Raw genomic sequence first — 26,309 nt, 5'->3', positions numbered from 1 at the left:
GGCCAAAACCGCAGCTGCCGCTTATCGTTCCATGCTCTCTTTCGCTAAAGCGAATCGCACTTCCACTTGCGGCACTGCTATTTCTGGAAATCCTTCGTTTGTCTTTAATCGAATAATAACGCACACAAAATGTTCGAGCAGGACTGATAAAGTCCGACAGGACTAGTAATTCCCGTCTTTCTTATTCAATTCTTTTGCCTGATCAAATGCGTAGCATTCATGAACACCTAAAAAAGGCAAATAGGAGTGACATGAATAAAAGAAAGGAAGCAAAGAAAAAGACACTTTATCGAGAGGATATTTTGATGCTTCGAATTATAATCGGAGTAAGCCTCCTGAATTATTTTAACAGCTTCAACAATTCTTAATGGAGGATTATGCCCTTGCTGTCGATAAAGATTCCCCAATAGAGCAGATTTAATTTCCGCACCGTCTAGTTATTAATTAGCATCTATTTCCTCTTCGATCATTTTCAGAATACGATCGGACAGGTTTCGCAATTCACTCATCTGGGTAACAGACAACTTATTCAGGTTAGTCAATTCTGCGGCATTATCCTCTAATAACAATAATTCTGTCCTGGTCATTTCCTTGCTATTAGATGTATCCCACTTCGAAGGACCGGCGTCGGAAGCGTCATAAATACCTCCAAAATTCATCATTCCGCGAGCAGCACTTCCCAGCTGAATAACGTGAAGAATATTCCTAACAGAAAAGTTTTCCTTCAGATAGGGGATATAGAATTCATCGCGAATCTTTAGCCAGATTTTTTCCTCCTCAGTGGCAAAATCGATGTAACCACTCCATCCGGAAACCAAATGTCGCAAAGAATCGTTCCTGATGAGATACAACTTCCCTGAATTGATAAGGTCATTAGTAACGCCAAGGGAAGGGTCAAAAGTAGGTGCCGTAAGCGTCCAACTCAGATGGGCATACAGGCTGTCTGTGTATATCCCGCCATCATAGTTGTCGATGAATTCCAAGAGCCGTTCTCCACTGGAAACGATTCTCCTGTGTAAAACAATCTTGTCCTGTATCTGGTCCCTGTTGGCCTTGAATTCAGTACGGAGCTGTTTGAGCATTTGCTGCTCCTCACGCTTTTCATTCCTCAAAGTATTCCAATCATTGACCTGGACTGCCAACAATATCCCTATCACGATCAATAGGATCTCACCTATGGCGTACAATAAGTACCTACTAACCTTTTTATCTATGAGCACTCGCTCACGCAAGCGACGAAACAGGGAAATCATTCCTGTATAAGACTTAAGGCAAAACCACCACCGGGAGCCAGTTTTACCTCAATTATATCCTCAGAGGTTACATCCATTGACTCAATTTCATAGGCCTGAGGGTTTTTATCCCAATGGGCATCCGGGGCATCCTTATAAAGTATCGCCTTATAGGTCTTTCCTCGCTCGAGAAAATCGAGTTTGATGGATTCTTCTCTACCCTCGTCCCCGGTGATACCTCCAACAAACCAATTCCCTGATCCTCTTTCTTTTCTGGCAATGGTAACAAAGTCCCCTACTTCGCCATCGAGTACCCTGCTCTCAGACCAGTCGACCCCTACGTCACGGATAAATTGCAGGGCCGGATGTGGTCGCCCTTGTTCTGTGTAATGCTCCGGCAAGTCGGCCAGCATCTGAATGGGGCTGTAAATAACCACATAAAGCGCCAGTTGGTGCGCAAGGGTTGTACTCACCTGATTGTCGGGTTTGTATTCGTCAAATTTGATATTAAAGATCCCCGGGGTAAAATCGATAGGCCCGGACAGCATCCTCGTAAATGCAACAATAGGCAAATGGTTTGGCGGATTGCCCCCGTCTGCGGCCCAGGCATTGAATTCCTGTCCGCGCAGGCCTTCCCTGGAAATGGCGTTGGGATAGGTCCTTCGTTTTCCCGTAGCCTTGATGGGCTCGTGAGCATTGATCGCAATTTTCATTTTAGCAGCCTCTTCCAAAACCTTGTGGTAGTGGCGTACCATCCACTGCCCGTGGTGGTATTCACCTTTAGGAATAATCTTGCCTACGTAGCCCGTTTTAACTGAATTCATCCCATTCTCTTTCATAAACTTATAGGCTACATCCATCTGCTTTTCATAGGTCAGCGGGGCTGCGGAGGTCTCGTGGTGCATGATCACTTCTACGTCTTTCTCTTTGGCATAAGCCATCACCTTATCAAAATCATAATCGGCATAAGGCGTCATAAAATCGAATACCCCTTCCCGGTCCTCCGTATTGATCCATTTGTCCCACCCGGTATTCCAGCCTTCCACCAGCAGGCCTTTGATCCCATTCTCGGCCGCAAAATCGATATACCGAATGGCGTTTTCCGTTGTAGCTCCGTGGTTAGGCTTTACCTCCCCGCTTTTCGTAAAGGTGTTCATGCTCTGACTGCCTTCCATATCCCAGGTGGATTTCCCCAGGTGCATCTCCCACCAGATCCCCACGTATTTCATGGGAGTAAAATAGCTAACATCCCCTATTGCATTGGGCTCGTTCAGGTTGAGCGAGAGGGTGGACTCGATGAGGTCCCCAGCCCTGTCTGCGATCTGAATCGTCCTCCAGGGGGTGTTGAAAGGGGCCGAGATCACGGCCTTCCCTCCCAGCCTCTCCGATCCTACGAGTTCACTTACCATGGTGTTGTTCGCAGGATCCACCATAAGGGTCATTCCGGCATAATCGGTAAGATCTGCCTCGTGAAAGCTGAGGTAGACCCCGTCTGCTGTCTTCATGGTCACCGGCGTATTGACCGCATTCTCCGGTATGAAGGTTGCCTTGAGATTGGGGTCATTTCTCTTGGAAAGGGCATCGATCTCCGAAAACTGAGTATGGCTATACAAATGCTCGTATATATCCCAATCGCCAGGTTGCCACCATACCTCGTGGTTCCCCCCTAGATTGAATTGAGTATTTTCATCCGTAATAAGCATCTCCTCCATATCGGCCTGCTCCGGAAATTCATAACGAAAACCAATACCATCATCAAACGCTCTAAATACAATGTTCAAGGTCCTCCCTGGGGCCTTGTTTTCCTTGAGTACTATTTGCATTTCATTGTAGTGATTGCGCACACTGTCTTGTTCCCCCCAGGGCATTGGCCAGGTTTCATCCTCCATACTATAGCTGACTTTTGCAATACTAAAACCGTCTTTCAGGGAAACCTGGTCTTTAAATTCGAATCCAAGGCTTGAAGGAAGGATGACAGGTTTATCTTGATAAAATACTTCGTATTGAGGTTCTCCAGACTCGGTAAGCGCAAAACTGACGCCTATCTTGTTGTCCGGTGAACTAAGTGCAGGTTTCGTATTGTTAGTACAGCTTATAACTCCAAAGGCCAGAAAAAGGATAAAATAGGAGTTGGGAATTCGATTTAATTTGAAATACATTCTTTACAGGGTTAAAGGTGATAGTTGATAAAGATAAAAAAGAAGAAGGAGACACGGTAATCAGACCGGAAGCAGGGCAGCTAATTTATGGTTCAAAACTGACGGATACTTCAAGAGAGCTTCCAGAAGTCTTTAATAAATAACTACCATCTTGTTGGATAGCCGTCACCTCAGAGGTCATTACCATAAATCCTTTTTCCTCACTTTCATCCGACAGACTTAATATCATTTCCCAGCCAGGGTTCACCTGGGTTACCTTAATCTTGTAACCCTTCTCAGCTGTTTCATAATAGACCGAAACAGAGTTGTCAGCAATAATTACATTCTCCAACGATGCTTCCGTCCAGGAATCTGGCATTTGCGGACTAATAACAACTTTCTTTTCTGCGGCATCAGGTTGTATCCCGAAGAACTGTTGAACAATGGGAATCGCAAAACTGTAGATGTTCCAGGCCTGGGTCATCATTCCGTAATCGGGAGAAACCTCGTACATGCTGCCCGGCAGGGCATAACTAAAGGTTCTGGTCATACGCTCCAGGTAATTCAAAGCCTGATCAGGCCGACTATAATTATTTTCCGCTACAGCCTGAACCCCGGTTGGGAGGGTCATCACGGCCCCGGTATAGGAAAACACTTTAGACCCTTTAAAAGATCCGTCGTCCGAGCCGGCAGAGGCATCCCTGTCGATCCCCGTGACGAATACTCCGAACGGATTTACAAAGTTCTGTGCTGTTTCTAATGCCCGAATTGCCTTCTCCGGATCTGCTATCTTCATTTCCATTGGGGTATTCACTACCCAGTTGTGGTGCAGCACAAAGGGTCTTGGTTTGGATGAAGGATTAGCTAAAATAGCTTCTTTAGTTGCCTTCAATTCTTTTACCGCCCAGGGTTTGTTCAGGGTATCTGCTCTTATTATGGCATCCTCAATAAGCAAAAGGGCTTGTTGGTCTGTTCCAATAAAATCGGCATAGGAACTAAATTCTTCTGACCAGAATTTAGTATTGATCTGTTGCCTAAGCGCTTCAGCAGTGCCTTCGTATTCTTCTTTAAGACCTTCTTCTCCTAATGCAGCAGCTATCTTTGAAGCGTCGGCGAAGGCTCTTTGGGTGTAAGCCGCCACATCGATCATCTCGCTGTCAAGGCCATGGATCTCCATCATCCCAAAGCCATCGGGGAAACCATTTCCGTCTTTATCTTTTTCTGACATCAGCCACTGTAATCCTTTTTTGATCGTCGGGAAATAGCGTTTTAAAAAGGCCTTTTCACCATTCCATCGGTAAACTTCCCAAATTAAAGAGGCGAATTGTGGCGTTTCATTGATATTGCCTTCATTAAAAACCGCTCCGTTTGTAGAGACTTCATGGACGATCCTGCCATTATCATTGGTAACCTCAGAGAGACTATCCAGTAAAGCTATGGTCTTGTAGACGGCCTCACTTTGTCCCACGGCCATATAGCCCTTAAGCGCGTATTCACTATCTACTCCAAACCACCAGGGATAGTCGGGGATTCCGGCCGTTATTCCGCTTCCAATTTCCGGTACGGTACGCACCAGCCAGTCGCAATTGTATTTGAGCCATTCAAAGGTTTGTTCTAATTGCTTGTCCGGTATTGTCAACTTAGACATCTTGGCCAATTGAGAATACCTGTCCTGTTTTTCTTTTAGGAGTGATACCCAATTAGCTTGCAAAGTACTATAGGTTTGTAGCATTGCTTCTTCGGAAACATAAGAACCGGCTATTGTGAAGGTGATCGTTTTGGTTTCCCCGGGCTTAAGTATCACAGCATAGGACAACATTCCTGAAACCCCTTGTCCTCCATAATTACTTTCTGTCAGCCTGTGAGAATTCGAAGGCCGATCGGCGCCAAAGGCCACAAACCAGGGATTGTCCTGGTCTTTCATCACCCATATATCGGATCCTTCCTGAAAAAGAGCCTCGTCCGGACTGTCATTCATAGCTGTCCTTTCCCCTAACCATGTAGGGCGGAGATCTGCATGACCGATAATGTCAACATCCATTTCCCTGACCAATTCCCCGTCATTCATAATGGCGAGCTGAACCAGGATTCCTTCTGCCCCATCAGGCACAAATTGCCAGCGTTCTGCCTTGATTTTCTCCTTGTCGAAAATAAATGTATGCCTGTTAGCAAAGGGGTAATTGGTAAAGGTTGTGGCCTGGTCGAGACTTAACTCAAGGTCTATTGCTCGCAATCGGATATCAAACCCATCCATCAATTTAATGGGATGGTCCCATAATCCTCCCATCTCGTTTTTAATATGCCAACCCAATTCGGGAAAGCTGCCATCCTGGTAACCCACCATATAAACACGATCGCCTGCCGTCACAAAAGGAGAAGAAAGGTAGTTTGTTTTACCCTGGATTGAAGGGCTGTTTTCCAGGAATGAACCAAAGGTATCTGGCTGTTGTTCTTGGCATCCCAAGATAAAAAGGTATGCAAAGGCAAAGGCCAAAAGGTATTTCATAGGGTGGTGAATAACTAGGTTCCTGATTGTGGTAATGTGAATGTCTTGCTACATCTGACCCTCGGGTGTAGCGATGGTGATATTGCGATACTCCACAGGTCCGTGATCTCCCTGTAAATAAATAGGCCCCGGTTCACCTTCCTTGCTATCAAGGGCGCCTCCTGTGATCCCGGGAATGATCTGCTGATGGATAATGGTCTTGCCGTTGGCCACCACCGTCACACGTCTTCCCACCAGGGTGATGTCATAGGTCTGCCATTCCCCTGCTTTTTTCGCCACATTTTCATTGGGAGTGAGAAAGCCATACACCCCTCCCAGATAAACTGAAGAAGGTTCTTTCCCATAGCTATCCTCTACCTGTACTTCGTAACGCCCGCGCAGATAGACTCCGGAATTGGAATGCTCCGGAAAGCGGAATTCAATCTGCAATTTAAAATCCATAAATTTTTCTTCGGTCATCAGGTTGGCTCCCGATGCCGGACTCGTCAATACCCCGTCCTTGACGAACCACTGATTTATTGCACTCCCTTCAGGTACTTTCCAGCCGTCCAAAGTATTTGCTTTTAAAAGTGTCCTGGGCTTTGACCATTTCTCAGGTTCCGGGTACAGAAGCTTAGGTGCCCTTACTCCTCTGAAGGCATGTGGCATACCCGAATGATCAAGAAGGTTTCCTTCCATAGCGTCTCCATTAACCGTTCCTGTAAACATCATGTACTGAGTTCCAATCCATTGCGGAGGGATACTAAAACTGACAAGTTTATCTTTAAAATGAACCTCGGAGATAGGTCTGGCACTCCCGGCATAGCTCACATAATGCCCTACAAGGGCTTTTGAGCCTGATTGCTTTACTTCGAGCCAGGAAGGCAGCCATTGGTCTCCCATCTGAACTTCAAGGTCCCACTGCCCTATCGCTTCAGGAACCTCCTGAGAATGCAGATTAAAGCTGAGGCATGTGAGTATAACAAAACAAAACAATTGGGAAAGTCTTCTTGAATTTCGCATGGGAATGGAATTATGATCTATTCGTAAATATAGAAAATAAATTCGGGGTCTTCAGTATGAACTATAGCAGGTGCAGAGAGCCGATGAATCACATTTTTTACTTCCTTGCTGCATTGCAAGCCTCTACTTCTTTAATTCCTCATCGATCATATTCAGGAGAGAATCGATGAGCACAAGTCCTTCTTCAATGTACACCACACTGCCCCCATAATTATCCTTATTCATCACAATAATATTCCTTTCTAAACCTTCTGTGGTAAAAATGCTATAATCCTTCAGTACTGCGCTTTTTCCAAAAGTAAAGCTAACCACATTCCTCTTTAATATCGGCAACCATTCATTCATAAATTCCCATTCGATATCCTTAATTGCCTGCCCGATAAACTTGATGCGATCATCGTAGTAGGTCCCTAATAGAAATCTCAAATCCTTATTGCGAATCTGGTCCAGTCCCTTGGATTTCAAAACTTCGTAGCCGTTGGTCAACGGCTGGAAGCGATTGAATTGCATAAATCGTCCCACCCAATGGGCTAAACTGTCGTGTTCTGCAGTGACGCTTAAGATAGAATCAGCAGCTCTTAAGGCCCTGTTTCCATTGTCTGCTATTTTGCTTAAAGCATTTCTGTCTTGCAAAAGGTTTACACGGATTTGTTGCAGCATCTCCACCTCGAAATTCCTGCTTTTCCTATCTTCGTTCCAGTCGTTGATCTGTAAAGCGAGGAGGATCCCGATCACCACCAGAAGAATTTCTCCAACAGCGTATTTCAGGTATTTTGTATTCTTTACATCGCCCAGGAGTTGTTGACGGATTTGACGAAAAAATCGAAACATAGAAGGGTTATTAAAATCAAGCATTCGTTTTCAAGATAACACTTTCCAATAAATAATTTTTTAATGCCACAAAGCTTTGTAATTTTGGATTATATCCTATTTATTGGAATATTTCCATGATTTATACAAAATACTTTAGCGGTTTGATAGCGCAATACGGCCGGCCAAATATGAGCGATTCTCAATTTAGTATACTGATGAACATTGTACATCTGGAAGGGCGGCTCGAAGGGATCAATTCGATCAAACGCAAGCTTCAGGGAACCCGCGAAGCACATCGTTTTGACATGGAGTATTTTCGCGTTCATAAAAAACTTACCGAGCTAACCGGAAATCTGCCGCCAGAAGCATTAAAATCGCGTTTGTTTAGTCCCTGACCCACATCGAATTTAAAATATCTCAGAAATCAGAAATAGTGACCGCTAATGTTGTCTGACTATAATACTCATCCATCCAAGGAAGATTTTGCTCCCTGTTGTCGTCCAGTTCCTGCATTTCCTTACCTTTATCGCCCTGAATGCACCGTATGAGAAAAAGATTGCGTCCTGTTGTTCTTCTTTTATTAATCCTACCCTTATCCACTTTGTTAATCTGTGATGCCGTTATTGATAGAGGTGCAAAGGGAAAGACATTTTACAACCTGCAATCTGTACATAAGAACGAGGTGGGAATTGTTCTGGGGACTTCAAGTAAGCTTATTGCCGGGGGCAACAACCCCTACTACACACACCGAATTAGTGCAACAATCGCACTTTACAAAGCCGGGAAGATAGATCGGGTGCTGGTAAGCGGGGACAATGCTACTAAATACTACAACGAACCGGATACATTTAAAAAAGACCTCATAGAAGGTGGCATTCCCGAAGACAGCATACTCCTGGATCCTTCCGGATTCCGAACCCTGGATTCCATGGTACGGGCTAAAGAAGTTTTTGGTCTTGACAGTGTAACCGTGATCTCTCAGAAATTCCAGAATGAAAGGGCGGTATATCTCGCAGAGAAAAAGGGTTTGTACGCCATTGGGTTCAACGCTCAGGATCTTGAAGGATCCCAGGGTTTAAAAGTTCAAGTACGAGAATACTTTGCCAGGGTAAAAGTTTTTGTAGATCTGCTTTTAAACACTCAGCCGCGTTCCAATGATTCCTAAAGAATTGTTGGGGAAAGAATTGCACAAAAAATCCTACTTTAGAGCTGTTTATCGTTTATGCCGAGTTTAAAAACACTGATTAAGAACCTGGGGCCGGGCCTGCTTTTTGCCAGCATGGCCATCGGGACCTCCCATCTAGTACTATCAACAAAAGCTGGTGCTCAATACGGTTGGATAATGGTTATTCCCATCATTCTCGCCAATATTCTTAAATATCCTTTTTTTGAATTCGGAATACGGTATACCACGGTTACCAATACTTCATTGATAGAAGGTTATCGCAATCGTGGAAAAGCGTATTTGTGGATTTATGCCTTTATAACCCTGGTAACTACATTTACGATCCTGGCGGCTTTATACGTTGTGACCTCCGGATTATTTATCAATCTTTTTAAAGTTGATGATCTCTCAGTTGGAAATGTCGCTCTCGGTCTTTTTGTCTTTATCTCTGCCATTCTGATCGTTGGGCGGTATAAATTTCTCGAATTGTCCCTTAAGTTCGTCGTTTCTATTTTGTTTCTGGCCCTTATGGTCACAACCATCCTGGTCATTTATAAAGGGCAGGTAGAACCTTCACCTCAGTTTAATCCCATGCCCATTTTTGATGAAGTTGGTATTTTGTTTCTGATCGGACTCGTAGGATGGATGCCAACTGCGGTGGAAGCCAGCAGCTGGATCAGTCTGTGGACCCTTGAGAAACAAAAAGTGACAAAACGCCGGCTTCCGCTCAATGAAGCCTTACAGGAATTTAATTCGGGCTACTATATGACTGCCCTTCTGGCTATTTTCTTTTGGTTATTGGCTGGATGACGCTGTATGGAACACAAACCGAATTAAGTGACAATGCGGTCACCTTTGCAGATCAAGTAGTGCAACTCTTTACTACACATATCGGAAGATGGGCCTATATTTTTATCGCAATTTCGGCCTTTGCCACCATGTTCAGCACCTGTATGACGGCACATGACGCCATTGCCCGGGTAAGTCTCGATCTGATAAAACACCTTACCCCTGAGCACAAGGATTATTCGGGGAAAAAGTACTTTGCCATGGGAATTATAGGGCTGGCCCTGGTAAATTATATTGTCCTTACGGCCTTTAGCGCCAACATGGGCACACTGGTTGCTCTTGCCACATTTATTTCATTTGTCATGGCCCCTGTGGTAGGATATATGAACTTAAAAAACGTTATGAGTAAGGATTTACCAGGTTCGTTCCGTCCGGGTAAAGGATTGCAATTTCTCACCTATGCAGGGATCATTTTCCTCTCGCTGTTTGCGCTCTATTATTGCTGGATGGTGCTATTTTAAAATAGCAAATCGTAGTTGAGAACTACAATGAGCTGCCTTTCATTTTTTTTGTGGAAGGTATCAAGACAGAAGACTCCGTTTGTACAATCGTTTAGTAGTTTGTCTTCTCCATAACCTATGGAATACAAAATGTTGGAGGAAGATACCCCATTACTTTCCAGATAATCCTTAATCGCATCGGCCCTATTTTGCGAAATTCTGAAGTTGGTAGAAGATCCTCCGCGACTGTCGGTATGGGATTCGATTCGCAATTGCATTTGAGGAAAGCGGGAAACTGCATCAACTACCTTGTCTAATTCAACGGCTATGGCCGGAGTTATTTTACTTTGTCCTTTTTCGAAGTAAAACTTATTCAGTTTTAAGACGGTCTGATCCTCGGCTTCTTCTACGAGGTCATCTATACTCACTATACCCATATTATAGGATGTATTCTGAATCTGTGAGAGGGCATCGCCGGTATAGGTATCTGAAAAAATAGAATGACGATTTTTTGTCGCCTGTATTGTGATCGTTTCCTGCCAGGGGATTTCAATTCTAAACATTCCCTTCTCATCTGTTTTCTCTTCCTTGATTATTTTTCCTTCCTGGTTGAACAATCGAATTTCAGCGGCCGGAATACGTTCATTGGTTTTCAGGTTTAAAACACTTCCATTTAAGGTAAAAGTCTTTATTCCGGGTTTCTCCTGGATGATAAATCCGTAAAGATCATCATTCCCTTTACCTCCCGGTCGGTTAGAAGCAAAATAGCCTATCAAGCTATTCTCCTGGTAATTTTTTAGGATAAAACCGAAGTCGTCATGCTCAGAATTCAAACCTTTTCCAAGATTGACGGGGATACTGTAAACATTGTCTTCCAGGATCTCTGATTTGTAGTTATCCATACCTCCGAGGCCGTAGAAAACATCTGAGGCAAAATAGAGGCTTCCTTCAAAAATGTAGGGAGCGATCTCATTCCCGGGGGTATTTATTCGAGGGCCGAGATTAACCGGGGATGACATGATCAAGCCATTGTTGGTATACACGTAATAAAGGTCTGTTCCACCCAGGCTATCATCAAAATTTGCGGCAAAGTAAAGCTTTCCACTTGCCGAATCATAAAATGGATAGTAGAAGGAAGTACTTAGATCCTTTAAGAGAAAACGAAAATTACCACTTCGATCTGTTGCTCCTACGGATAAGGCGTTTTTTCCATTTTCATCGAAGACCAAATTTCCGTTCTCCTCATTGGAACGAATGTAAAAGACCATATCCAGTTCTTCAGAAAAATACGGCGTGCCTTGATGGTAATCAAAATTGGGAATACCTCTAAATGGCCGGGTAGCGACGATATCGCCTTTTATGTTGAGTCTGGCCACAAAAATATCGAGATAAGACTCACCCGAAGGTTCATATGTTTTTTTTGAATCGAGATTGCGCGCACTTGTAAAGAGCAATTGATCCCTGTAAAATGAGGGGGCAAAGTCTGATTGGGGGCTGTTGTCATTTAAATTAAATATATCAGGGAACACGCCTTGATCTATGGATTCATCCTGTAAGTCAAAATTAAATAGAGCGTTTTCATATAATTCTGTTGAGAGGGATGAACTGCCTGTGCTCAGAAAAACTTTGACACTGTCCATTCCCCTTGTCTGGCGGATGCCCAGTAACATTTTATTTAGGTGGTATCCAGGCAGGACAGAGTCTTTTTTGTAAAGTTCCAGATAGGCCTTAGTAGCACGCTCGTGATCACCTAATTTTAAATATGATTCTGACAGGTTCAGGTATTGTTGCACCGTAAGGGGCTGCTTCCTCATTTCCTTGAGGTATTCCTGAATTGCTGATTTATATCGGTATTCAAAGAACAAAACATCTCCCTTCGACATACCCTCCTGAGCTGCAGCTAAACCTGAAAAGAACAAGTAAAAACAGAAAATAAGATGTTTTAATTTCATACCCTTTAATTAAAAAAACCGCGGACTATCGATTTGCTTAGGCTTTCCTTTTCTTGACTTTGGTGCTTTTGATTTCCGCTGATTCCCTCCTCCTCCGATAAAAAACTTTAATATCATTTCATGAGATCCCTGATTGTATTGTCCCAATGCGTTGGTGTTGTAATCATAAGAATACCCTAGAAACATTCCTTTGGAAATTTGGAATCCAGCCAAACCGCTGACTGCATTATCTAAGCGATATCCCGCGCCCAGGGTAAAGAATTCGCTGAACAGAAAATTAGCAGAAAAATCGAAACGGAAGGGCAAACCTTCAAAATAGCTAGCCAAAAATGCAGGCTTAAATTTTAAATTGTCACCCAATTCAAAGACCACTCCACCAATAAAATTAACCTGAATCCTGTCATTGAAGAATGCTTCCACCTCTTCGTCTTTAGTAATACCAGTCAGGAAATTGGGAGCTGAAGCACCTAAATACCAATCGTCCGAATAGAGGAACAAACCTGCCCCGAGCGTAGGATAAAATTTGTTAAACACCGAATTGTTCAAAAGAGGTTCATCCGGGTTTTCAAAATTACCCTTGGTAAAGTCGATATCAAGGATTCCTCCTCCCGCATCTATACCGAAGGACAAATATGTATCAGAGGAAAGATTGACCTGAAAAGAGTAGGCGATATCAAAAAAGGTCTGACTCGTTGGACCAAATTGATCACTTACCACATTGAAACCCAATCCGTTTTTTCCATTGGAAAAGGGTATGTTAGCCCCAAATCTCAACGTTCTGGGAGCACCGTCTATATCAATCCACTGTGCCCTGTACGCAGTTGCGATTTCTGCATTTTCGACAGAACCAACGTAGGCCGGATTAAAACTCCCGATATTATACATGTACTGTGTATATTGAGGCTCCAATTGTGCAAATCCGGAAACGGATATCAAAACGATTACTATCGCAAAGATGTACTTCCTTCCTTGTGATGATCTGTTTCTATTCATCATCTTAAAATTTGGATCCATCCTTTTCTTACTTCATCTACCCCTTCGATTCCTAAAATGTAATAGTAGGTCCCCTTTGGAAGTGCACCATTTTTCCCTGTACCGTCCCAGCTATTATCATATCCGGCAGCACTGAAAACTTGATTCCCATAGCGGTCAAATATTTGCAGAGTATTATTCGGAAATAATTCTATGCAATTCACTACTAAAAAGTCATTTATTCCATCTCCATTGGGAGAAAACTGATTAAATTCCAGGCCACAATCCTCAGGTATTTCCGGACTTGCTTCAATTTCCACAAAAGAAGAGTCATTGTCCGGATTAATATCTAAAGGTACCGATGAGGTTATAATTGCCGTATTTCTCAGCGTTACAAAGGTGGTAAGTTCTTCAGAAATAGTTGCAATAATGATCAGGGTGGCACTTTCACTATCTAGGAGTTCAGAAATCTGCCAAAGTCCGGTCCCGGCATCATAAGTGCCTTCAGACTCGGTATGGGAAACGTACATAAATCCGCTATTGATATCAAGGAGGTCTTCTACTTCAATATCAATGACCCTGTCTGAAGTGAGGTTGTTCACTTCTATGGTAAAGACCACTTGTTCTCCTGAAAGGGCTTGGGTTCTGTCTGCTGTTTTTATGATCTCAAGGTCGATGGGATCAGGATTACAATCTAAGGACAACACCGGATCGCAAGGATCCAAAGGATCACTCCCGTTTAATACTTCCTCCCCATCTTCCAGACCGTCATCGTCTGTGTCAGGGTCATTAGGATCGGTACCAAGAACACCCTCCTGCCCGTCAGTAAGGCCGTCATTATCAGAATCTACTGCACAATCCGTCACTGTTATGGAAATGGAGACCGAATCATTAGGACAAGGTGGTTGTGCCCCTGTAGTAGTAAAGGTAAATTCGTAGACTCCGGCCGGCTGACCTTCAAAATCAACACTGTTCTGCCCGTCTATAGTTATTGCACCTCCTGAGGGGTCGGTGGTGATTGTCCAGAATCCTTCATCTTCTCCGCTCAATTGATTATCGAGGTCAAGGGAGGTAGGACCGTTGATAGCATCATTACAGGAAAAACCATCAGAAGGCACACCTGTATTCGGTACGTTGTTCACGGTGGCAGTTACGGCTTCACGTTCAGAGGTGCAACCGTTGGCAGTAGCTTCCACATAATAGGTTGTCGTTGTATTGATTACAGGAGTCACAAAGGTATCTCCTGTTGCTATCAGGTTACCGCCTGATGAAGCATCAAACCAATTTATATCCGGATCACTAGAATCTGGTGTTGAGGCAAAAGCTTGCAGTGTTAGGGATCCCGAACCGCATATTGCATCAGGTACCAGTGAGTCGAAAATCGGGGTCTGATTTAAAACGAGGGTAATTTCTAATAAAGGACTTGCACAGTCGTTGACGTCATCATAGAAAAAACCGTAATATGTTCCCGGAATCGACACAACGGTATTGGTGATATGGGCATTGGTTACCAAAGGATCCGGATTCGCACTCCAGGTTAAGCTTGTACCTGCAGGAGGGGTACTGTTGGTATATTCGTTCAGGTCCTGATTTATTACGTCACAAAACAAGGTTGATATACCTGTAGGTTCCGGAGGTGTATTTCCTGCATTACATACAGGGGGAATATCATCATTAAGAATTAGACCCTGCCCTAAATTATCATTTAAAACTGCATTAACGGGATTGCTAAGAATTACAAAAAATGTTTCGTCTGTTTCTGTGTTGATATCACCATTTACGGTAACATCGATAGTGGTGCTATTACTTCCCGCGCCAATTGCCCCATTTCCTCCTACTACCTGTATATAATCTCCTCCGGCGACACTTGCAGTGCCATCCCCGGTATTCCATGTAAAACTAATGTTGTTTGCTGCATTGCCACCCCCGTCAACACTTACCGTAAAGGTAAAGAGTGAAGTGCCTGTATCCAGCTCAACCTGAGAAACATCATCAATACTAATCGAATCTATGTCGTCATTGATGATAGTAACTGTACCAGTATCTGCTATATCTATATCTGAAGTCAAAACTTCAGCAGGGACCACATTGTCCATGGAGACAATTACCGTTTCATCCGTTTCAACAATGGCATCAGCTGTAGGTTCAACTGCAAAGGTTACTGTTTCTCCTGCCAATCCGGTGAAGGTCAAAGTCTCACTCACAACTGCTGTGTAATCACTATCGGCAAGTGTTGCCGTACCGTCAGCTGTGGAAGCATCTAATGTAAATCCGCCTTGCACTTCATTATCAAGGGATACTGATACAGTAATGGTGCCGGTATCTTCATTACCACCTATATCTCCTATGGAAACCGTCGCGGCATCGTCATTTAATATCGTACCCACTCCAGTATCATCTATGAGATTACCCTGACTAGGGTTGGATAAAACAACCGTTATGGTTTCATCACTTTCAACTTTTGAGTCAACCCCCGTAACAACGGTAATCGTTCCACTTAAAGTTAAACCAGGAATAGTTAATTGATCAACATCGGCTGTATAGTCACTATCGCTGACCGAAGCTGTTCCGTCATTTGTAGTAAAATCGATCGTAGTATCTGTGAGAAAAGGGGTGTCAATAGATACCGTAAATACTAAATTCGTGCCTTCTGTTTGAGAAACATCATCAATGGAAATGTTCTGTCCATATCCGATGAACCCGAAAAACATAAAGAATCCTGCCAAAAATGAGGGGTTCCAAAAGAAGTTCCTCAAAGACAATTTTATGAGTCCGGCTATTAGATCTCTTTCCATAGGCAATCCCAAATAGGTCCTAAACCTGCAACCTGATCGACAAACTGCAAAAGTAAAACAGGGGATCAATAATAAGAAAAATTAAAGGCCTGGACTAATAAAAAGGCCTAATTAACCATATTTCAGCTGTATGGTATTTTATTACCTGAGAAGCAGGAGTTTTATGCCTCTGGAAGTTCTGCTGAAGAGGCTGAAACGTTCGGGTTGATCTTTTTAACCAAGCCCTGTAAAACCTTGCCCGGACCTACCTCGATAAATTCCATGGCTCCATCGCTGACCATTTGCTGTACACTCTGTGTCCACCTTACAGGTGCCGTAAGCTGAGCGATCAGATTCTTTTGGATATCCGAAGCAGTAGTTACTGCGTTAGCACTAACATTTTGGTAGATAGGGCATCTCGGTTCCGAGAAAGTAGTATTTTCAATTGCGGCGGCTAATTTTTCGCGAGCCGGTTCCATCATCGGGGAGTGAAATGCTCCGCCAACAGGTAGCATAAGGGCTCTTCTGGCTCCTGCATCCTTTAAACGCTCACATGCCTGTTCAACCGCCTTTATTTCGCCGGAAATCACCAACTGCCCCGGGCAGTTATAATTGGCCGCAACCACAACTCCTTCAACAGAAGAACAAATTTTCTCAACCACAGCATCGTCCAATCCTAAAACCGCAGCCATCGTGCTTGGTGCTTTTTCACAGGCTTTTTGCATGGCTAAAGCCCTTTTGGAGACCAGGCTTAGTCCGTCTTCGAATTTAAGAGCACCATTGGCTACCAAGGCTGAAAATTCACCTAATGAATGACCCGCTACCATTTCTGGCCTGAAATTGTCCCCTAAAACCTTACTCAGGATTACCGAATGCAGGAATATTGCCGGTTGTGTCACCTTAGTTTCTTTTAAAGCATCAGCTGTACCTTCAAACATGACATCCGTTATAGCAAATCCCAAAATATCATTGGCCTTTTCAAATAAATCCTGTGCCACCGGATATTTCTCATAAAGGTCGAGACCCATACCACTAAATTGTGCTCCTTGTCCGGGAAATACATATGCTTTCATCCTTATCTGTGTTTTAGGTTGCAAAAATAAACAATTCGCTGAGATCCTATTCGGGCTCTTTAAACCAGCTCGAATATTTCACATAGGAATTTGCGATTCGCCTTATTTCACCCTCGCTTAATTCCTTGTCCACTTCTTTGATTTTTTTGGCCGGCACTCCTGCATATACGCTACCCGGAGGCACCTGAGTGCCTTTGGTGAGAACCGCCCCGGCTGCAATGATACTATTGCTTCCCACTACGCAATCATCCATGATTATACTCCCCATCCCAATGAGTACATCGTCCTGTATTGTACAGCCGTGGACAATAGCGTTATGCCCTATGGATACATTATTTCCAATATTTGTCGGAGACTTTTTATAAGTACAGTGAATTACTGCCCCATCCTGAACATTTACCTTGTGACCCATTCTGATGTAGTGCACATCCCCACGTACTACCGCATTGAACCAAACACTACACTCGTCCCCATTACCACATCGCCTACTATGGTTGCATTCTCAGCAATAAAGCAGTCCTTCCCTATTTTCGGTAATATTCCCTTTACTGACTTAATGATCATCTGTAATTCTACATTTTAAGAAATAAAACAACTGTTTTAATGGAAATACGAAAGTAATTCCTTTTTCCTGGAAGCCGATACCAAGAGTTCTTTGCCATTTGAAATGATCACACTACCTCCCTTTCCTTTTCTATACTTTACTACCTCGTTTATATTCACGAGGGAAGACTTGTGTATCCTGATAAAACTGTATCCCCCAAGCGATTCTTCAAAAAACTTCAAGGTTTTACTCGCGACAATCTTTCTGTCTCCGGTAAAAATCTCAGTATAATTGTCATCTGCAATACAATATAGGATTTCTGATACGTTAAGCACCTGAAAACCATCTAATTGCGGCACAGTAATCTTTCCTTCGACTTTCTTTGCAGATGCGGTTAAGATTTGATCGTGTAAAAGCTCCTCCTTGGAAATAATTTCCTCCACATAAGCAACAGCCTTAATAAGTTCATCAATATTGATAGGCTTCATTAGGTAATAAGCCGCATGCTGGTTTAAAGCGTCTTTTGCATATTGATCATATGCCGTTACAAAGACCGTCTCAAACGTCCTGTCAGGTAAGCGTTCCAGCAGGTCAAATGCATTACCAAAAGGCATTTCCACGTCCAAAAAAACCAAATTAGGTTGTTTCTTCTCAATTAATTCGATTCCCTCACTCACAGCACCGGCTTCACCCAGAATTTCCACATGACTGCAGTAGTCTCTGAGATAATTCTTTAGAATTTCCCTGCCACTTATTTCATCATCGATAACCAAAGCCCTTAATTTCATCAACCCTTATTTAGTGTTAATATCACCTGCGTCCCCGTTCCGTCATTATGTAAATCCCGGACCACCACAGAAATATCGGTCTTGTACATATCATTGAGAATCTCGATTCGCTTTTTGATGTTACTCATTGCCGTAGAGCGCTGCTTTTTCTGATTTTTTGTTTTTAGGGTAGCCGACTTCCTTCTACCTATACCATTGTCTTCAATACTTACCTCGAGGCTGTTATTAGGCCGCTGCGACATTCTTATCGTCAAAGATCCTATAGTTTCCCTGTAGCGAAGTCCGTGCCAAATAGCATTTTCCACATAGGGTTGCAACAACATCGGAGGAATTTTATAGGCCTCCTTGTCTATAGCATCTTCAATTTCCAGGGTATATTGAAACTTATCCGGAAATCTTGTATGTTCCAACTTTAAATAATGCTCCAGAAGTTCAATTTCTTTCTTGAGCGCAATAAAATCCTCCTCAGAATTTTCCAGAACAGATCGCATCAACTGCGAAAAATCACTGATATACCGGTTTGCGCTACGTTCATCTTTTTTGGAAATGTAATTGTTGACCGAATTAAGGGCGTTAAAGATAAAATGCGGATTCATCTGGGATCGGAGCGATTTCAGGGCAAGTAAATTATTAGCCAATTTCTGCTTTTGAGTACTCCTGTAGAAGAAAAAGGCAGCTAATGACATCAATAACATACCGAATAGCAGGGAATAAATAATCCATCGCTGCCTTTTGATACTCTCTTCTGTTAATTGCTGTTCTGCCAGGGCCAGGTCATATTTGCTCTGTGACAATTCCCGCTCCTGCTCCAACCCGCTGATGCGGTTCTGTGATGCGGCGATCTCCCTGTTTAATCTGGCGGCCCTGGAAATCTCCTGTTCTTTGCGAATGTATAAGGTATCTACTACGGCCACGTATTTTTGATAGGTTTCCAGTGCCTTATTAAAATCCCCCTGTTCTCTGTAAACTTCTGATAACTTACGTGTGGCGTCCTTTTGAACAATAAGATCTTCTTCAAGATCGGCTTTAGCGATGCTGCGTTCCAAATAAGGGATAGCCTCATCGTATTTATCCTGGGCGATATATGCGTTTGCAATTTTATAGTTGATGCGCTGGCGGGTAATTGAATCCCTGCTTTTTACAATTCCGGGCTCCCCGGCTATACCACTTGGCATAGCTTCCAATTCTTTCAAACTGCTTTTTCGAAGCTGTATTTCATCGTCGAACCTACTCGTCTTGTTTAAAAAATCGGCAACTTTCTCCTTTTCCTGGATAGCCCTTTGAGGCGCCTGTTTTTTGGCTTCGCTCAGAGAATTATTGTAATACGCATCTGCTTCTTCCATTCGATTGGCTCTCGCATAAACATCTGCAATCTTAGAATTCAAATCCGGAATTTTAGGGCTGATCTGATTTTTTGAAGCAATATTCAATCCCTGCTGATAAAAGGCGACGGCTCTGTTGACCTCTCCGGATCCCGCATAGGCATCACCCAGACTTTCATATACTTCTACTCGCTGATAAGGTACCGGTAGCTTGTCTTTTTCCAAAGGAGCAAGTACGGAAATGGCGTCATTCCATTGTCTGTTACCAATATAAGCCTTACCCAATGCCAACGCAGTACGGCTGCTGTAATTTGCCTCCAGGGCATCTTCATAATTGGAAATGGCCAGATCCAATTGATTGTAATTGGCGTATACCCCGGCGAGCAGTTCAAGAGATTCGGCAAGTTCTTTTTTATTACCCCTTGTACCGAGTTCAGAAATGGCCTGAGCAATAAAATCTACACTTTTTTCAATTTGGGTGGATTGATATAATCTGGCAGAATCTAAAAAGGCTTTGTGTCTTACAAGATTATCGCTCGCAGTTGATGCCTCCCTCCTCTTGGTCTTATTCTCTCCATTTCCTGTTACCAAAACAATGATATTATCAGGGCCTTGAACGGTGTGTCTAACTGCTTCAAAGTCAGTGCTGTTAAAGGTAAGTACGTCTCCCTTCGCCACTTGGATTGAAAATTCTCCAAGGGCGTTAGTAGAAGTAAATCGTCCAAAGTTGGAAATAACCTCAACTCCAGATAATGTGGTATTGCTTTCTTTGACTTTTACCGTACCCGAAACTGTAAACTCCCGTCTTTGATTTTGTGTCTGAGAGTTTAGACCTGTAACGAACAAAAGTAGCGCCAAAGTGAAATGATATTTTATTAGTTTACTTCCCTTCATCAGGATAAACTTAGTCCATTTGAACGGTATTAAAAAATGGGCTCCCTTGCGAGAGCAGCTGTAAATCGGCAGTTTGTATCACTTCCCCAAAACAACCGTACCATTCACTCATTAAAGTGAGACGTTCCCTCATTGGTCATTTTTTAAGAAAAAGTTCCAAGCTACTTTTCAGCTGTAATAATCCTATAAATACAATAAAATGAAAAAGAAACTTCAAAACTTGACAATGCTTCTCCTCTTATTAATTATCGGGACTGGCTACGCCCACGAGGAGGGATCTCTTGAATATTTATCTTCAACAGCTCTTCAAATCAATTCTGAAACAATTCAGCCGTATAAGCAGCCAACAGTAAAAATTGCTTTGCTGTTAGATACCAGTAATAGTATGGACGGACTCATAAATCAGGCTAAATCTCAACTCTGGGACATCGTGAATCAATTTGCCTATGCCAAATGTGGCAACAACAGCAGGCCCGGACTGCAAATAGCCCTGTACCAGTATGGAAATGACAACCTACCTGCCAGGGAGGGGTATATCCAGCAAGTACTTGGATTCAGTAGTGATCTGGATAAAATTTCAGAAAAACTGTTTTCACTTACCACGAATGGAGGAGAAGAATTCTGCGGTCAGGTTATTCACCGGTCCTTACGTCAATTAGAATGGGGAAAAAACCCCGATGACCTCAAAATGATATTCATTGCAGGAAATGAACCTTTTACCCAGGGCAACAAAAGCTTCAGGGAATCAGCCTCAAATGCAAAAGAGAAAGATATAATAGTGAATACAATATTTTGCGGCAGCTATGCACAAGGGGTAAATACACACTGGCAGGAAGGAGCCTTGATCACCGGAGGCGAGTATATGGCGATTGACCACAACAGACAAGTGGTCCATATTAAAACCCCATACGATAACATTATTATAGATTTAAACGCACGTTTAAATAAAACTTATGTCTCCTACGGCCCAATGGGGGCGAGTCGGAAAGCTCGACAGGAAGTACAGGATGAAGAGGCGATGGCGCTGCAAGAGGTAGTTGTAGTTAAACGCGCGGTAAGCAAAAGCTCAGGGTACTACAACAATGCAGAGTGGGATCTTGTTGACGCTTCCTCCAAAGAGGATTTTGATTTGAAAAAGTATAAGCAAGAAATGCTGCCCGAGGCTATCAGAGGAAAGTCTGAGGAAGAAATAAACAAATTCCTCGAAGGAAAAAAAGCAGAAAGACGTAAAATCCAGGAGGAAATACAACAGGCAAATGCGAAGCGGGAAGCCTATATTGCCAAACAACAAAAGAGTGAAACGGGAGAACTGGAAAAGGCCATGTTAAATGCAATAAAAAAACAGGCTTCAACTAAAAACTTGTACTGGGAATAAGAAATAGAGAATTAAACTAAATAAAGGACTCTGAATGGAATTTCGGGGTCCTTTTTAGTTGGCAGCAGGACAAAAACAGTCGAACCTGTTCTGTCTCTCTGGTCCAAAATCGTATCCCAGGGTGATCTGGTGAAAACCACCATTGTCAAAACGGATATCTCCATTCTGATAGGAGTAATTATAAGAGAACATAAATCGGTTGTAATTAAAACCGACAATGGGGGTAAACAGTTGCAACCGCTGTTCCCCAAATTGGCCATTAGCCTGGTATTGCGCGCCGTCGAAGCTTCTTCTATAAGACAAACCTGCCCATACAGTACCAAAGGGAACATCGCGATATACCTTCGCATTGATGTCTATTGTTTCCTCCTCGGTAAATTCGGTCAGTTGGAATAAAATCGAGGGTTCCACCCTCCATTCAGTCTTCCCGAAAATATAGCCTACGGAGAAAAGGTATCTTCTCAAATTGTCAAATTCTATGGCTGTGTATAGATCACGGCCACTGCCCAAGGCGTTAAGCAATGTAGCGTGGGCGTAAAATTCCATATAATTGTATGACATCCCAAAATCCACATTAAAATATCCCACACTATTTCTGGCTCCTGAAATTATCGGGTCGGGGATCACCGACCTGAATTCGGTTTCATCAAGACTACTTAGTATCACCCCGGCGCTAAGACCAAAAGACAACTGATTGAGCAGCCTTATATCCTCTCCAAACTGCAGATGATGCGCATAGGTAGCTTTAAAGCCGGTTTGGGAATGATACCCGTTGGCATCATTAAACAGGATGGCTCCCACCCCACTGGGACTATCCCCCAGTCGGTAATTAACACTCAGGGTTTGCAAATTGGGTGCCTCATCAACATTAAACCATTGTTTACGTGCGGTAAGTCGTATCTTACCTCCTAATCCTATACCCGCCATAGAGGGGTGTACCAGGTAATAATTATCGGAGAGATAATCGAAATAAACCGGAATGCCTTCCTGTGCATTGGCGGCTCCAACACAACTGAGGTAGGCGAACAAAATAAATAGGATTTTTCTCATCTAAGATGGGGCAAGGTGTATAGCCAGGTGTTTAAATATAATGTATAACGGCTTAAATAGAACATTATTATATGTTTCGGGGCTTGAAAAATGGTTGTATTTTTGCAAAAAATCACAGACTATGGAAGAGTATGTAATTACGGTTAAAGAAACAAACAATAAGGCAATATTAAAGTTTGAGGCCAATCAGTTTCTAACCGTTTCAAAGAATTACGAATTCAAGAACATTGATGAGGCCAAAGCATCACCGCTTGCCCAGCAACTTTTTTACCTTCCTTTTATTAAAACCGTTTACATTTCCGGAAACTTTATCGCCCTTGAACGGTTTGACATTGTAGAATGGGAAGATGTCAAAGACGAGGTCGCTCAGCAACTTGTTGAATACCTCAACTCAGGAGCTCCTATACTTATAGAAGAAGCACCCAAATCTGCAGTCGCAGTTACTGTATATGCTGAGGTAACCCCAAATCCCGCAGTAATCAAATTTGTGGCCAATAAAAAGCTGGTGCCTGCCACCTTTGAGTTTAAAAATATAGATGAAGCCAAGGATTCTGAGCTCGCCAGGGCCTTGTTCCATTTTCCCTTTGTGAAAGAAGTCTTTATGGATGAAAATTACATTTCGGTAACCAAATTTGAAATGGCTGACTGGGATGAGATTACCATGGAACTACGTGAAATGATTCGAAATCATATCGCAGAAGGAAAGGAAATTGTATCGAACAAGGCCGAAAGTACACAGATTAAAAACCAGGAAAGTATAGTTAAAGTAAACCCGGATGATGAAACTTCACAGCAAATCATCCAAATCCTTGAAGAATACGTGAAACCGGCCGTAGCCATGGACGGAGGAAACATCCTTTTTCAATCCTATGATGAAGAGGACAAAACTGTGAATGTTATTCTTCAGGGAGCATGTAGTGGCTGTCCCTCTTCTACCTTTACTTTAAAAAACGGGATAGAAACCATGTTGAAAAATATGCTTGGCGACAAGGTTGCTGAAGTAGTGGCAATTAATGGTTAATACCCCCTTGGTTTATTTGTATTTGGCTCAAATTCTTTGTTCCTTTAAGAGAACTTAAAATTAATAAATCATGGCTATTTTAAAAGTTATAGAAGTATTGGCAAATTCCAGCGAAAGCTGGGAAGATGCTACCCAGAAAGCAGTGACTCAAGCGTCAAAATCGGTTAAAAACATCCGATCTGTCTACGTAAATGAACAGAGTGCAACGGTAAAGGACGGCAAGGTGGACGACTTCCGCGTAAATGTGAAGATCACCTTTGAAGTGAAATAGGTTGCCTTAAGAATTATAAAGCACCTTTCTGAGGTGCTTTTTTTTTGCCTGTAATAATCGAATTTAACTGTCTTGAAAACCAATCCTGAACACACTAACGCGCTGATCCATGAAACGAGTCCGTATTTATTGCAGCACGCTCATAATCCGGTAAACTGGTACGCATGGAAGCCTGAGGTACTCCTCGAGGCAAAAAAGGAAAACAAACTCCTTTTGATCAGCATCGGCTATGCCGCCTGTCATTGGTGCCACGTTATGGAAACTGAATGTTTTGAAGACGAAGAAGTGGCTGCAGTTATGAATCGGCACTTTGTCAATATAAAGATCGACAGGGAGGAACGCCCCGATATTGATCATATTTATATGGACGCCCTGCAGATGATGACCGGCAGTGGAGGATGGCCACTCAATATTGTAGCCTTGCCTGATGGGCGACCTTTCTGGGGCGCCACCTATGTTCGCAAAACGGATTGGACGAAGGTCCTGGAACAGCTTGCCACCTTGTATTCCACAGACAAGACAAAAGTACTGGAATACGCTGCCCAGATGGAGGAAGGACTGCATAGCATTAACATCATACCTGCCCCAGAGCGTGAAGGCAGTCTTTCCCAAAACGATCTAAAATCTGCGGTAAAAAATTGGTCACAGTACTTCGATACTTACCTCGGTGGCTATAAAAGAGCACCGAAATTTATGATGCCGGTTAATCTGAATTTCTTGCTGCATTTTACCTCCTTATTTAAAGATTCTGAAACAAATGAATACGTTCACACCACGCTTCGACGCATAGCATACGGCGGTATTTATGACCATCTTGGAGGCGGATTTTCGCGCTATGCCGTCGATACCAAATGGCACGTCCCACACTTTGAGAAAATGCTATATGACAACGCCCAGATGATCTCATTGTATGCCAAAGCCTATGCCTCCAATAAAAATCCTTTATATAAAAGGGTAGTTGAAGAATCCATTGTATTCGTAAATCGAGAATTGAAGTGCGCAAACGGGGGCTATTACGCTTCTTTAGATGCCGATAGCACAAATGAGCAAGGACATCTTAAGGAAGGAGCCTATTACGTCTGGACTGAAAAAGAACTGACAGAAATATTACAGGAAGATTTTCCGTTGTTCCGGGACTATTACAACATTAATTCTTACGGACATTGGGAAGAAGATTTCTACGTCTTGATCAGAGATCACGCCGACGAAGAGATCGCGCAGAAACACAATCTTAAAACGAGCGATTTCATATCTCGTTTAAAAAAATGTAAAAAGGCCCTTCTTTCAAAGAGAGAATTGCGTGCGAGACCAGGTCTGGACGATAAAATCCTCACCTCCTGGAATGCACTGATGATAAAAGCTCTGGCTGAAGCTTATCGATACCTGGGAGAACAAGAATACTTAGATCAGGCAACGGAAGCGCTTACATTTATTGAAAATTCTATCATGAAAGGGGATGGAAGTCTGTTCCACAACCACAAGGAAGGAAAGAGCTCAATTGAGGGTTTCCTGGAGGATTATGCAAATCTCATAGCAGCTTATTTAGAAATTTACGAATTGAGTTTTGAGGAGAGCTGGGCCAAAAAGGCTAAACAACTATCAGATTATTGTGTCCTCCATTTTTGGGATAAGAAGAGTGGTTTATTTTATTTTACTTCAGACACTGAAGAAATTACGGTAAGGAGATCCTTTGAAACCACAGACAATGTTATCCCCGCCTCTAATTCCGTTATGGCCCTAAATCTGTATAAGCTCGCTTTGCTATACCCTGAAGGAAAATACGGGGAGCTCGCTGAAAGAATGCTTCAGCAAATGAAAGAAAGTATTCTCGAGCATCCAAACAGCCATGCACATTGGATGCATTTTGCACTATTTCAGGTTTTCCCTTTTAAAGAGGTGGTCATCACCGGTGAATCTGCCCTGGAATACGCGAAAGTGATTGCGTCTGAATACCTGCCGAATACTTTATTCGCAGGAGCGGTCAAAGAAGGAGGCCTCAGCTTACTCAAAGGAAGAATTAAACATGATAAAACCCTGATCTACATCTGCCAAAACGGTGCCTGCCAGTTACCTGTTGCTACAGCTGAAGAAGCTTTAGCATCTCTGTAGTTCATTTAGACTTAACAAG

20 protein-coding genes and 1 pseudogene are annotated in these 26,309 nt (G+C 42.9%); 8 read left to right on the top strand and 13 right to left on the bottom strand.

Annotation, left to right across the window (positions count from 1 at the left end):
* Positions 1-440: 440 nt before the first annotated feature.
* The 5 genes from EQY75_RS01520 to EQY75_RS01500 all read right to left on the bottom strand — a co-directional run bounded on the left by EQY75_RS01520 (position 441) and on the right by EQY75_RS01500 (position 7,709).
* Positions 441-1,253, bottom strand: coding sequence for a DUF6090 family protein (locus EQY75_RS01520; RefSeq protein ID WP_129602243.1), 813 nt, complete (start codon positions 1,251-1,253; stop codon positions 441-443).
* Entirely contained in the window at positions 1,250-3,391 is a 2,142-nt protein-coding gene (locus tag EQY75_RS01515; RefSeq protein ID WP_129602241.1) for a glycoside hydrolase family 97 protein, read from the bottom strand. Before EQY75_RS01515 ends, EQY75_RS01520 begins: the two co-directional genes overlap by 4 nt.
* 85 nt (positions 3,392-3,476) lie before the next feature.
* Positions 3,477-5,876 (bottom strand): alpha-L-rhamnosidase-related protein, encoded by a 2,400-nt coding sequence (locus EQY75_RS01510; RefSeq protein ID WP_129602239.1) that lies wholly within the window; start codon positions 5,874-5,876, stop codon positions 3,477-3,479.
* 48 nt (positions 5,877-5,924) lie between these two features.
* Positions 5,925-6,878, bottom strand: coding sequence for a 3-keto-disaccharide hydrolase (locus tag EQY75_RS01505; RefSeq protein WP_129602237.1), 954 nt, complete (start codon positions 6,876-6,878; stop codon positions 5,925-5,927).
* A 123-nt stretch (positions 6,879-7,001) separates the two neighbouring features.
* Positions 7,002-7,709, bottom strand: coding sequence for a DUF6090 family protein (locus EQY75_RS01500; RefSeq protein WP_129602233.1), 708 nt, complete (start codon positions 7,707-7,709; stop codon positions 7,002-7,004).
* Positions 7,710-7,879: 170 nt separating this feature from the next.
* Between EQY75_RS01500 and EQY75_RS01495 the strand changes: the two genes are divergently transcribed.
* The 4 genes from EQY75_RS01495 to EQY75_RS14380 all read left to right on the top strand — a co-directional run bounded on the left by EQY75_RS01495 (position 7,880) and on the right by EQY75_RS14380 (position 10,166).
* Complete coding sequence (locus EQY75_RS01495) at positions 7,880-8,086, top strand: hypothetical protein (RefSeq protein ID WP_129602231.1); 207 nt, start codon at positions 7,880-7,882, stop codon at positions 8,084-8,086.
* Between the two features lie 149 nt (positions 8,087-8,235).
* Positions 8,236-8,856, top strand: a complete 621-nt coding sequence (locus EQY75_RS01490; RefSeq protein ID WP_129602230.1) for a SanA/YdcF family protein — start codon at positions 8,236-8,238, stop codon at positions 8,854-8,856.
* A 57-nt stretch (positions 8,857-8,913) separates the two neighbouring features.
* Complete coding sequence (locus tag EQY75_RS14385; RefSeq protein ID WP_342774023.1) at positions 8,914-9,666, top strand: NRAMP family divalent metal transporter; 753 nt, start codon at positions 8,914-8,916, stop codon at positions 9,664-9,666.
* Positions 9,663-10,166 carry a hypothetical protein gene (locus EQY75_RS14380; RefSeq protein WP_342774022.1) on the top strand — a complete coding sequence of 168 codons (504 nt, stop codon included), beginning with the start codon at positions 9,663-9,665 and terminating at the stop codon, positions 10,164-10,166. Before EQY75_RS14385 ends, EQY75_RS14380 begins: the two co-directional genes overlap by 4 nt.
* On the opposite strand, the gene EQY75_RS01480 is transcribed toward EQY75_RS14380, so the two are convergent.
* The 7 genes and pseudogenes from EQY75_RS01480 to EQY75_RS01450 all read right to left on the bottom strand — a co-directional run bounded on the left by EQY75_RS01480 (position 10,163) and on the right by EQY75_RS01450 (position 20,464).
* A complete protein-coding gene (locus EQY75_RS01480) occupies positions 10,163-12,097 on the bottom strand; it encodes an OmpA family protein (protein WP_129602228.1) in 1,935 nt (644 codons plus the stop codon). The two genes, EQY75_RS14380 and EQY75_RS01480, sit on opposite strands and share 4 nt — an antisense overlap.
* 9 nt (positions 12,098-12,106) lie before the next feature.
* A complete protein-coding gene (locus tag EQY75_RS01475; protein ID WP_246019941.1) occupies positions 12,107-13,093 on the bottom strand; it encodes a PorP/SprF family type IX secretion system membrane protein in 987 nt (328 codons plus the stop codon).
* Entirely contained in the window at positions 13,090-15,864 is a 2,775-nt protein-coding gene (locus tag EQY75_RS01470; RefSeq protein ID WP_129602226.1) for a T9SS type B sorting domain-containing protein, read from the bottom strand. Before EQY75_RS01470 ends, EQY75_RS01475 begins: the two co-directional genes overlap by 4 nt.
* A gap of 161 nt (positions 15,865-16,025) precedes the next feature.
* Positions 16,026-16,916 carry an ACP S-malonyltransferase gene (gene fabD, locus EQY75_RS01465; RefSeq protein ID WP_129602224.1) on the bottom strand — a complete coding sequence of 297 codons (891 nt, stop codon included), beginning with the start codon at positions 16,914-16,916 and terminating at the stop codon, positions 16,026-16,028.
* Between the two features lie 46 nt (positions 16,917-16,962).
* Positions 16,963-17,480: pseudogene (locus EQY75_RS01460) on the bottom strand (gamma carbonic anhydrase family protein).
* A gap of 36 nt (positions 17,481-17,516) precedes the next feature.
* Positions 17,517-18,248 carry a LytR/AlgR family response regulator transcription factor gene (locus tag EQY75_RS01455; RefSeq protein WP_129602222.1) on the bottom strand — a complete coding sequence of 244 codons (732 nt, stop codon included), beginning with the start codon at positions 18,246-18,248 and terminating at the stop codon, positions 17,517-17,519.
* The gene (locus tag EQY75_RS01450) at positions 18,248-20,464 is read right to left on the bottom strand and encodes a histidine kinase (RefSeq protein WP_129602220.1); all 2,217 of its coding nucleotides are present in this window, start codon (positions 20,462-20,464) and stop codon (positions 18,248-18,250) included. The genes EQY75_RS01455 and EQY75_RS01450 overlap by 1 nt, the downstream gene beginning before the upstream one ends.
* 199 nt (positions 20,465-20,663) lie before the next feature.
* On the opposite strand from EQY75_RS01450, the gene EQY75_RS01445 reads away from it, so the two are divergent.
* A complete protein-coding gene (locus EQY75_RS01445; protein WP_129602218.1) occupies positions 20,664-21,839 on the top strand; it encodes a vWA domain-containing protein in 1,176 nt (391 codons plus the stop codon).
* A 54-nt stretch (positions 21,840-21,893) separates the two neighbouring features.
* Here EQY75_RS01445 and EQY75_RS01440 read toward each other — a convergent pair whose 3' ends face one another.
* Positions 21,894-22,889, bottom strand: coding sequence for a PorP/SprF family type IX secretion system membrane protein (locus tag EQY75_RS01440; RefSeq protein WP_129602216.1), 996 nt, complete (start codon positions 22,887-22,889; stop codon positions 21,894-21,896).
* A 121-nt stretch (positions 22,890-23,010) separates the two neighbouring features.
* On the opposite strand from EQY75_RS01440, the gene EQY75_RS01435 reads away from it, so the two are divergent.
* The 3 genes from EQY75_RS01435 (at position 23,011) to EQY75_RS01425 (ending at position 26,290) form a co-directional block, all read left to right on the top strand.
* On the top strand, positions 23,011-23,910 hold the full coding sequence (locus tag EQY75_RS01435; RefSeq protein ID WP_129602213.1) for a NifU family protein: 900 nt from the start codon (positions 23,011-23,013) through the stop codon (positions 23,908-23,910).
* Between the two features lie 70 nt (positions 23,911-23,980).
* A complete protein-coding gene (locus EQY75_RS01430) occupies positions 23,981-24,181 on the top strand; it encodes a dodecin family protein (protein WP_129602211.1) in 201 nt (66 codons plus the stop codon).
* A gap of 72 nt (positions 24,182-24,253) precedes the next feature.
* Complete coding sequence (locus EQY75_RS01425; RefSeq protein WP_129602209.1) at positions 24,254-26,290, top strand: thioredoxin domain-containing protein; 2,037 nt, start codon at positions 24,254-24,256, stop codon at positions 26,288-26,290.
* Positions 26,291-26,309: the final 19 nt, after the last annotated feature.

The sequence above is a fragment of the Muriicola soli genome (assembly GCF_004139715.1).
GTDB lineage: Bacteria > Bacteroidota > Bacteroidia > Flavobacteriales > Flavobacteriaceae > Muriicola > Muriicola soli.
Note: the sequence above shows the minus strand (reverse complement) of the source record. Positions and strands in the feature narration are given on the sequence as shown.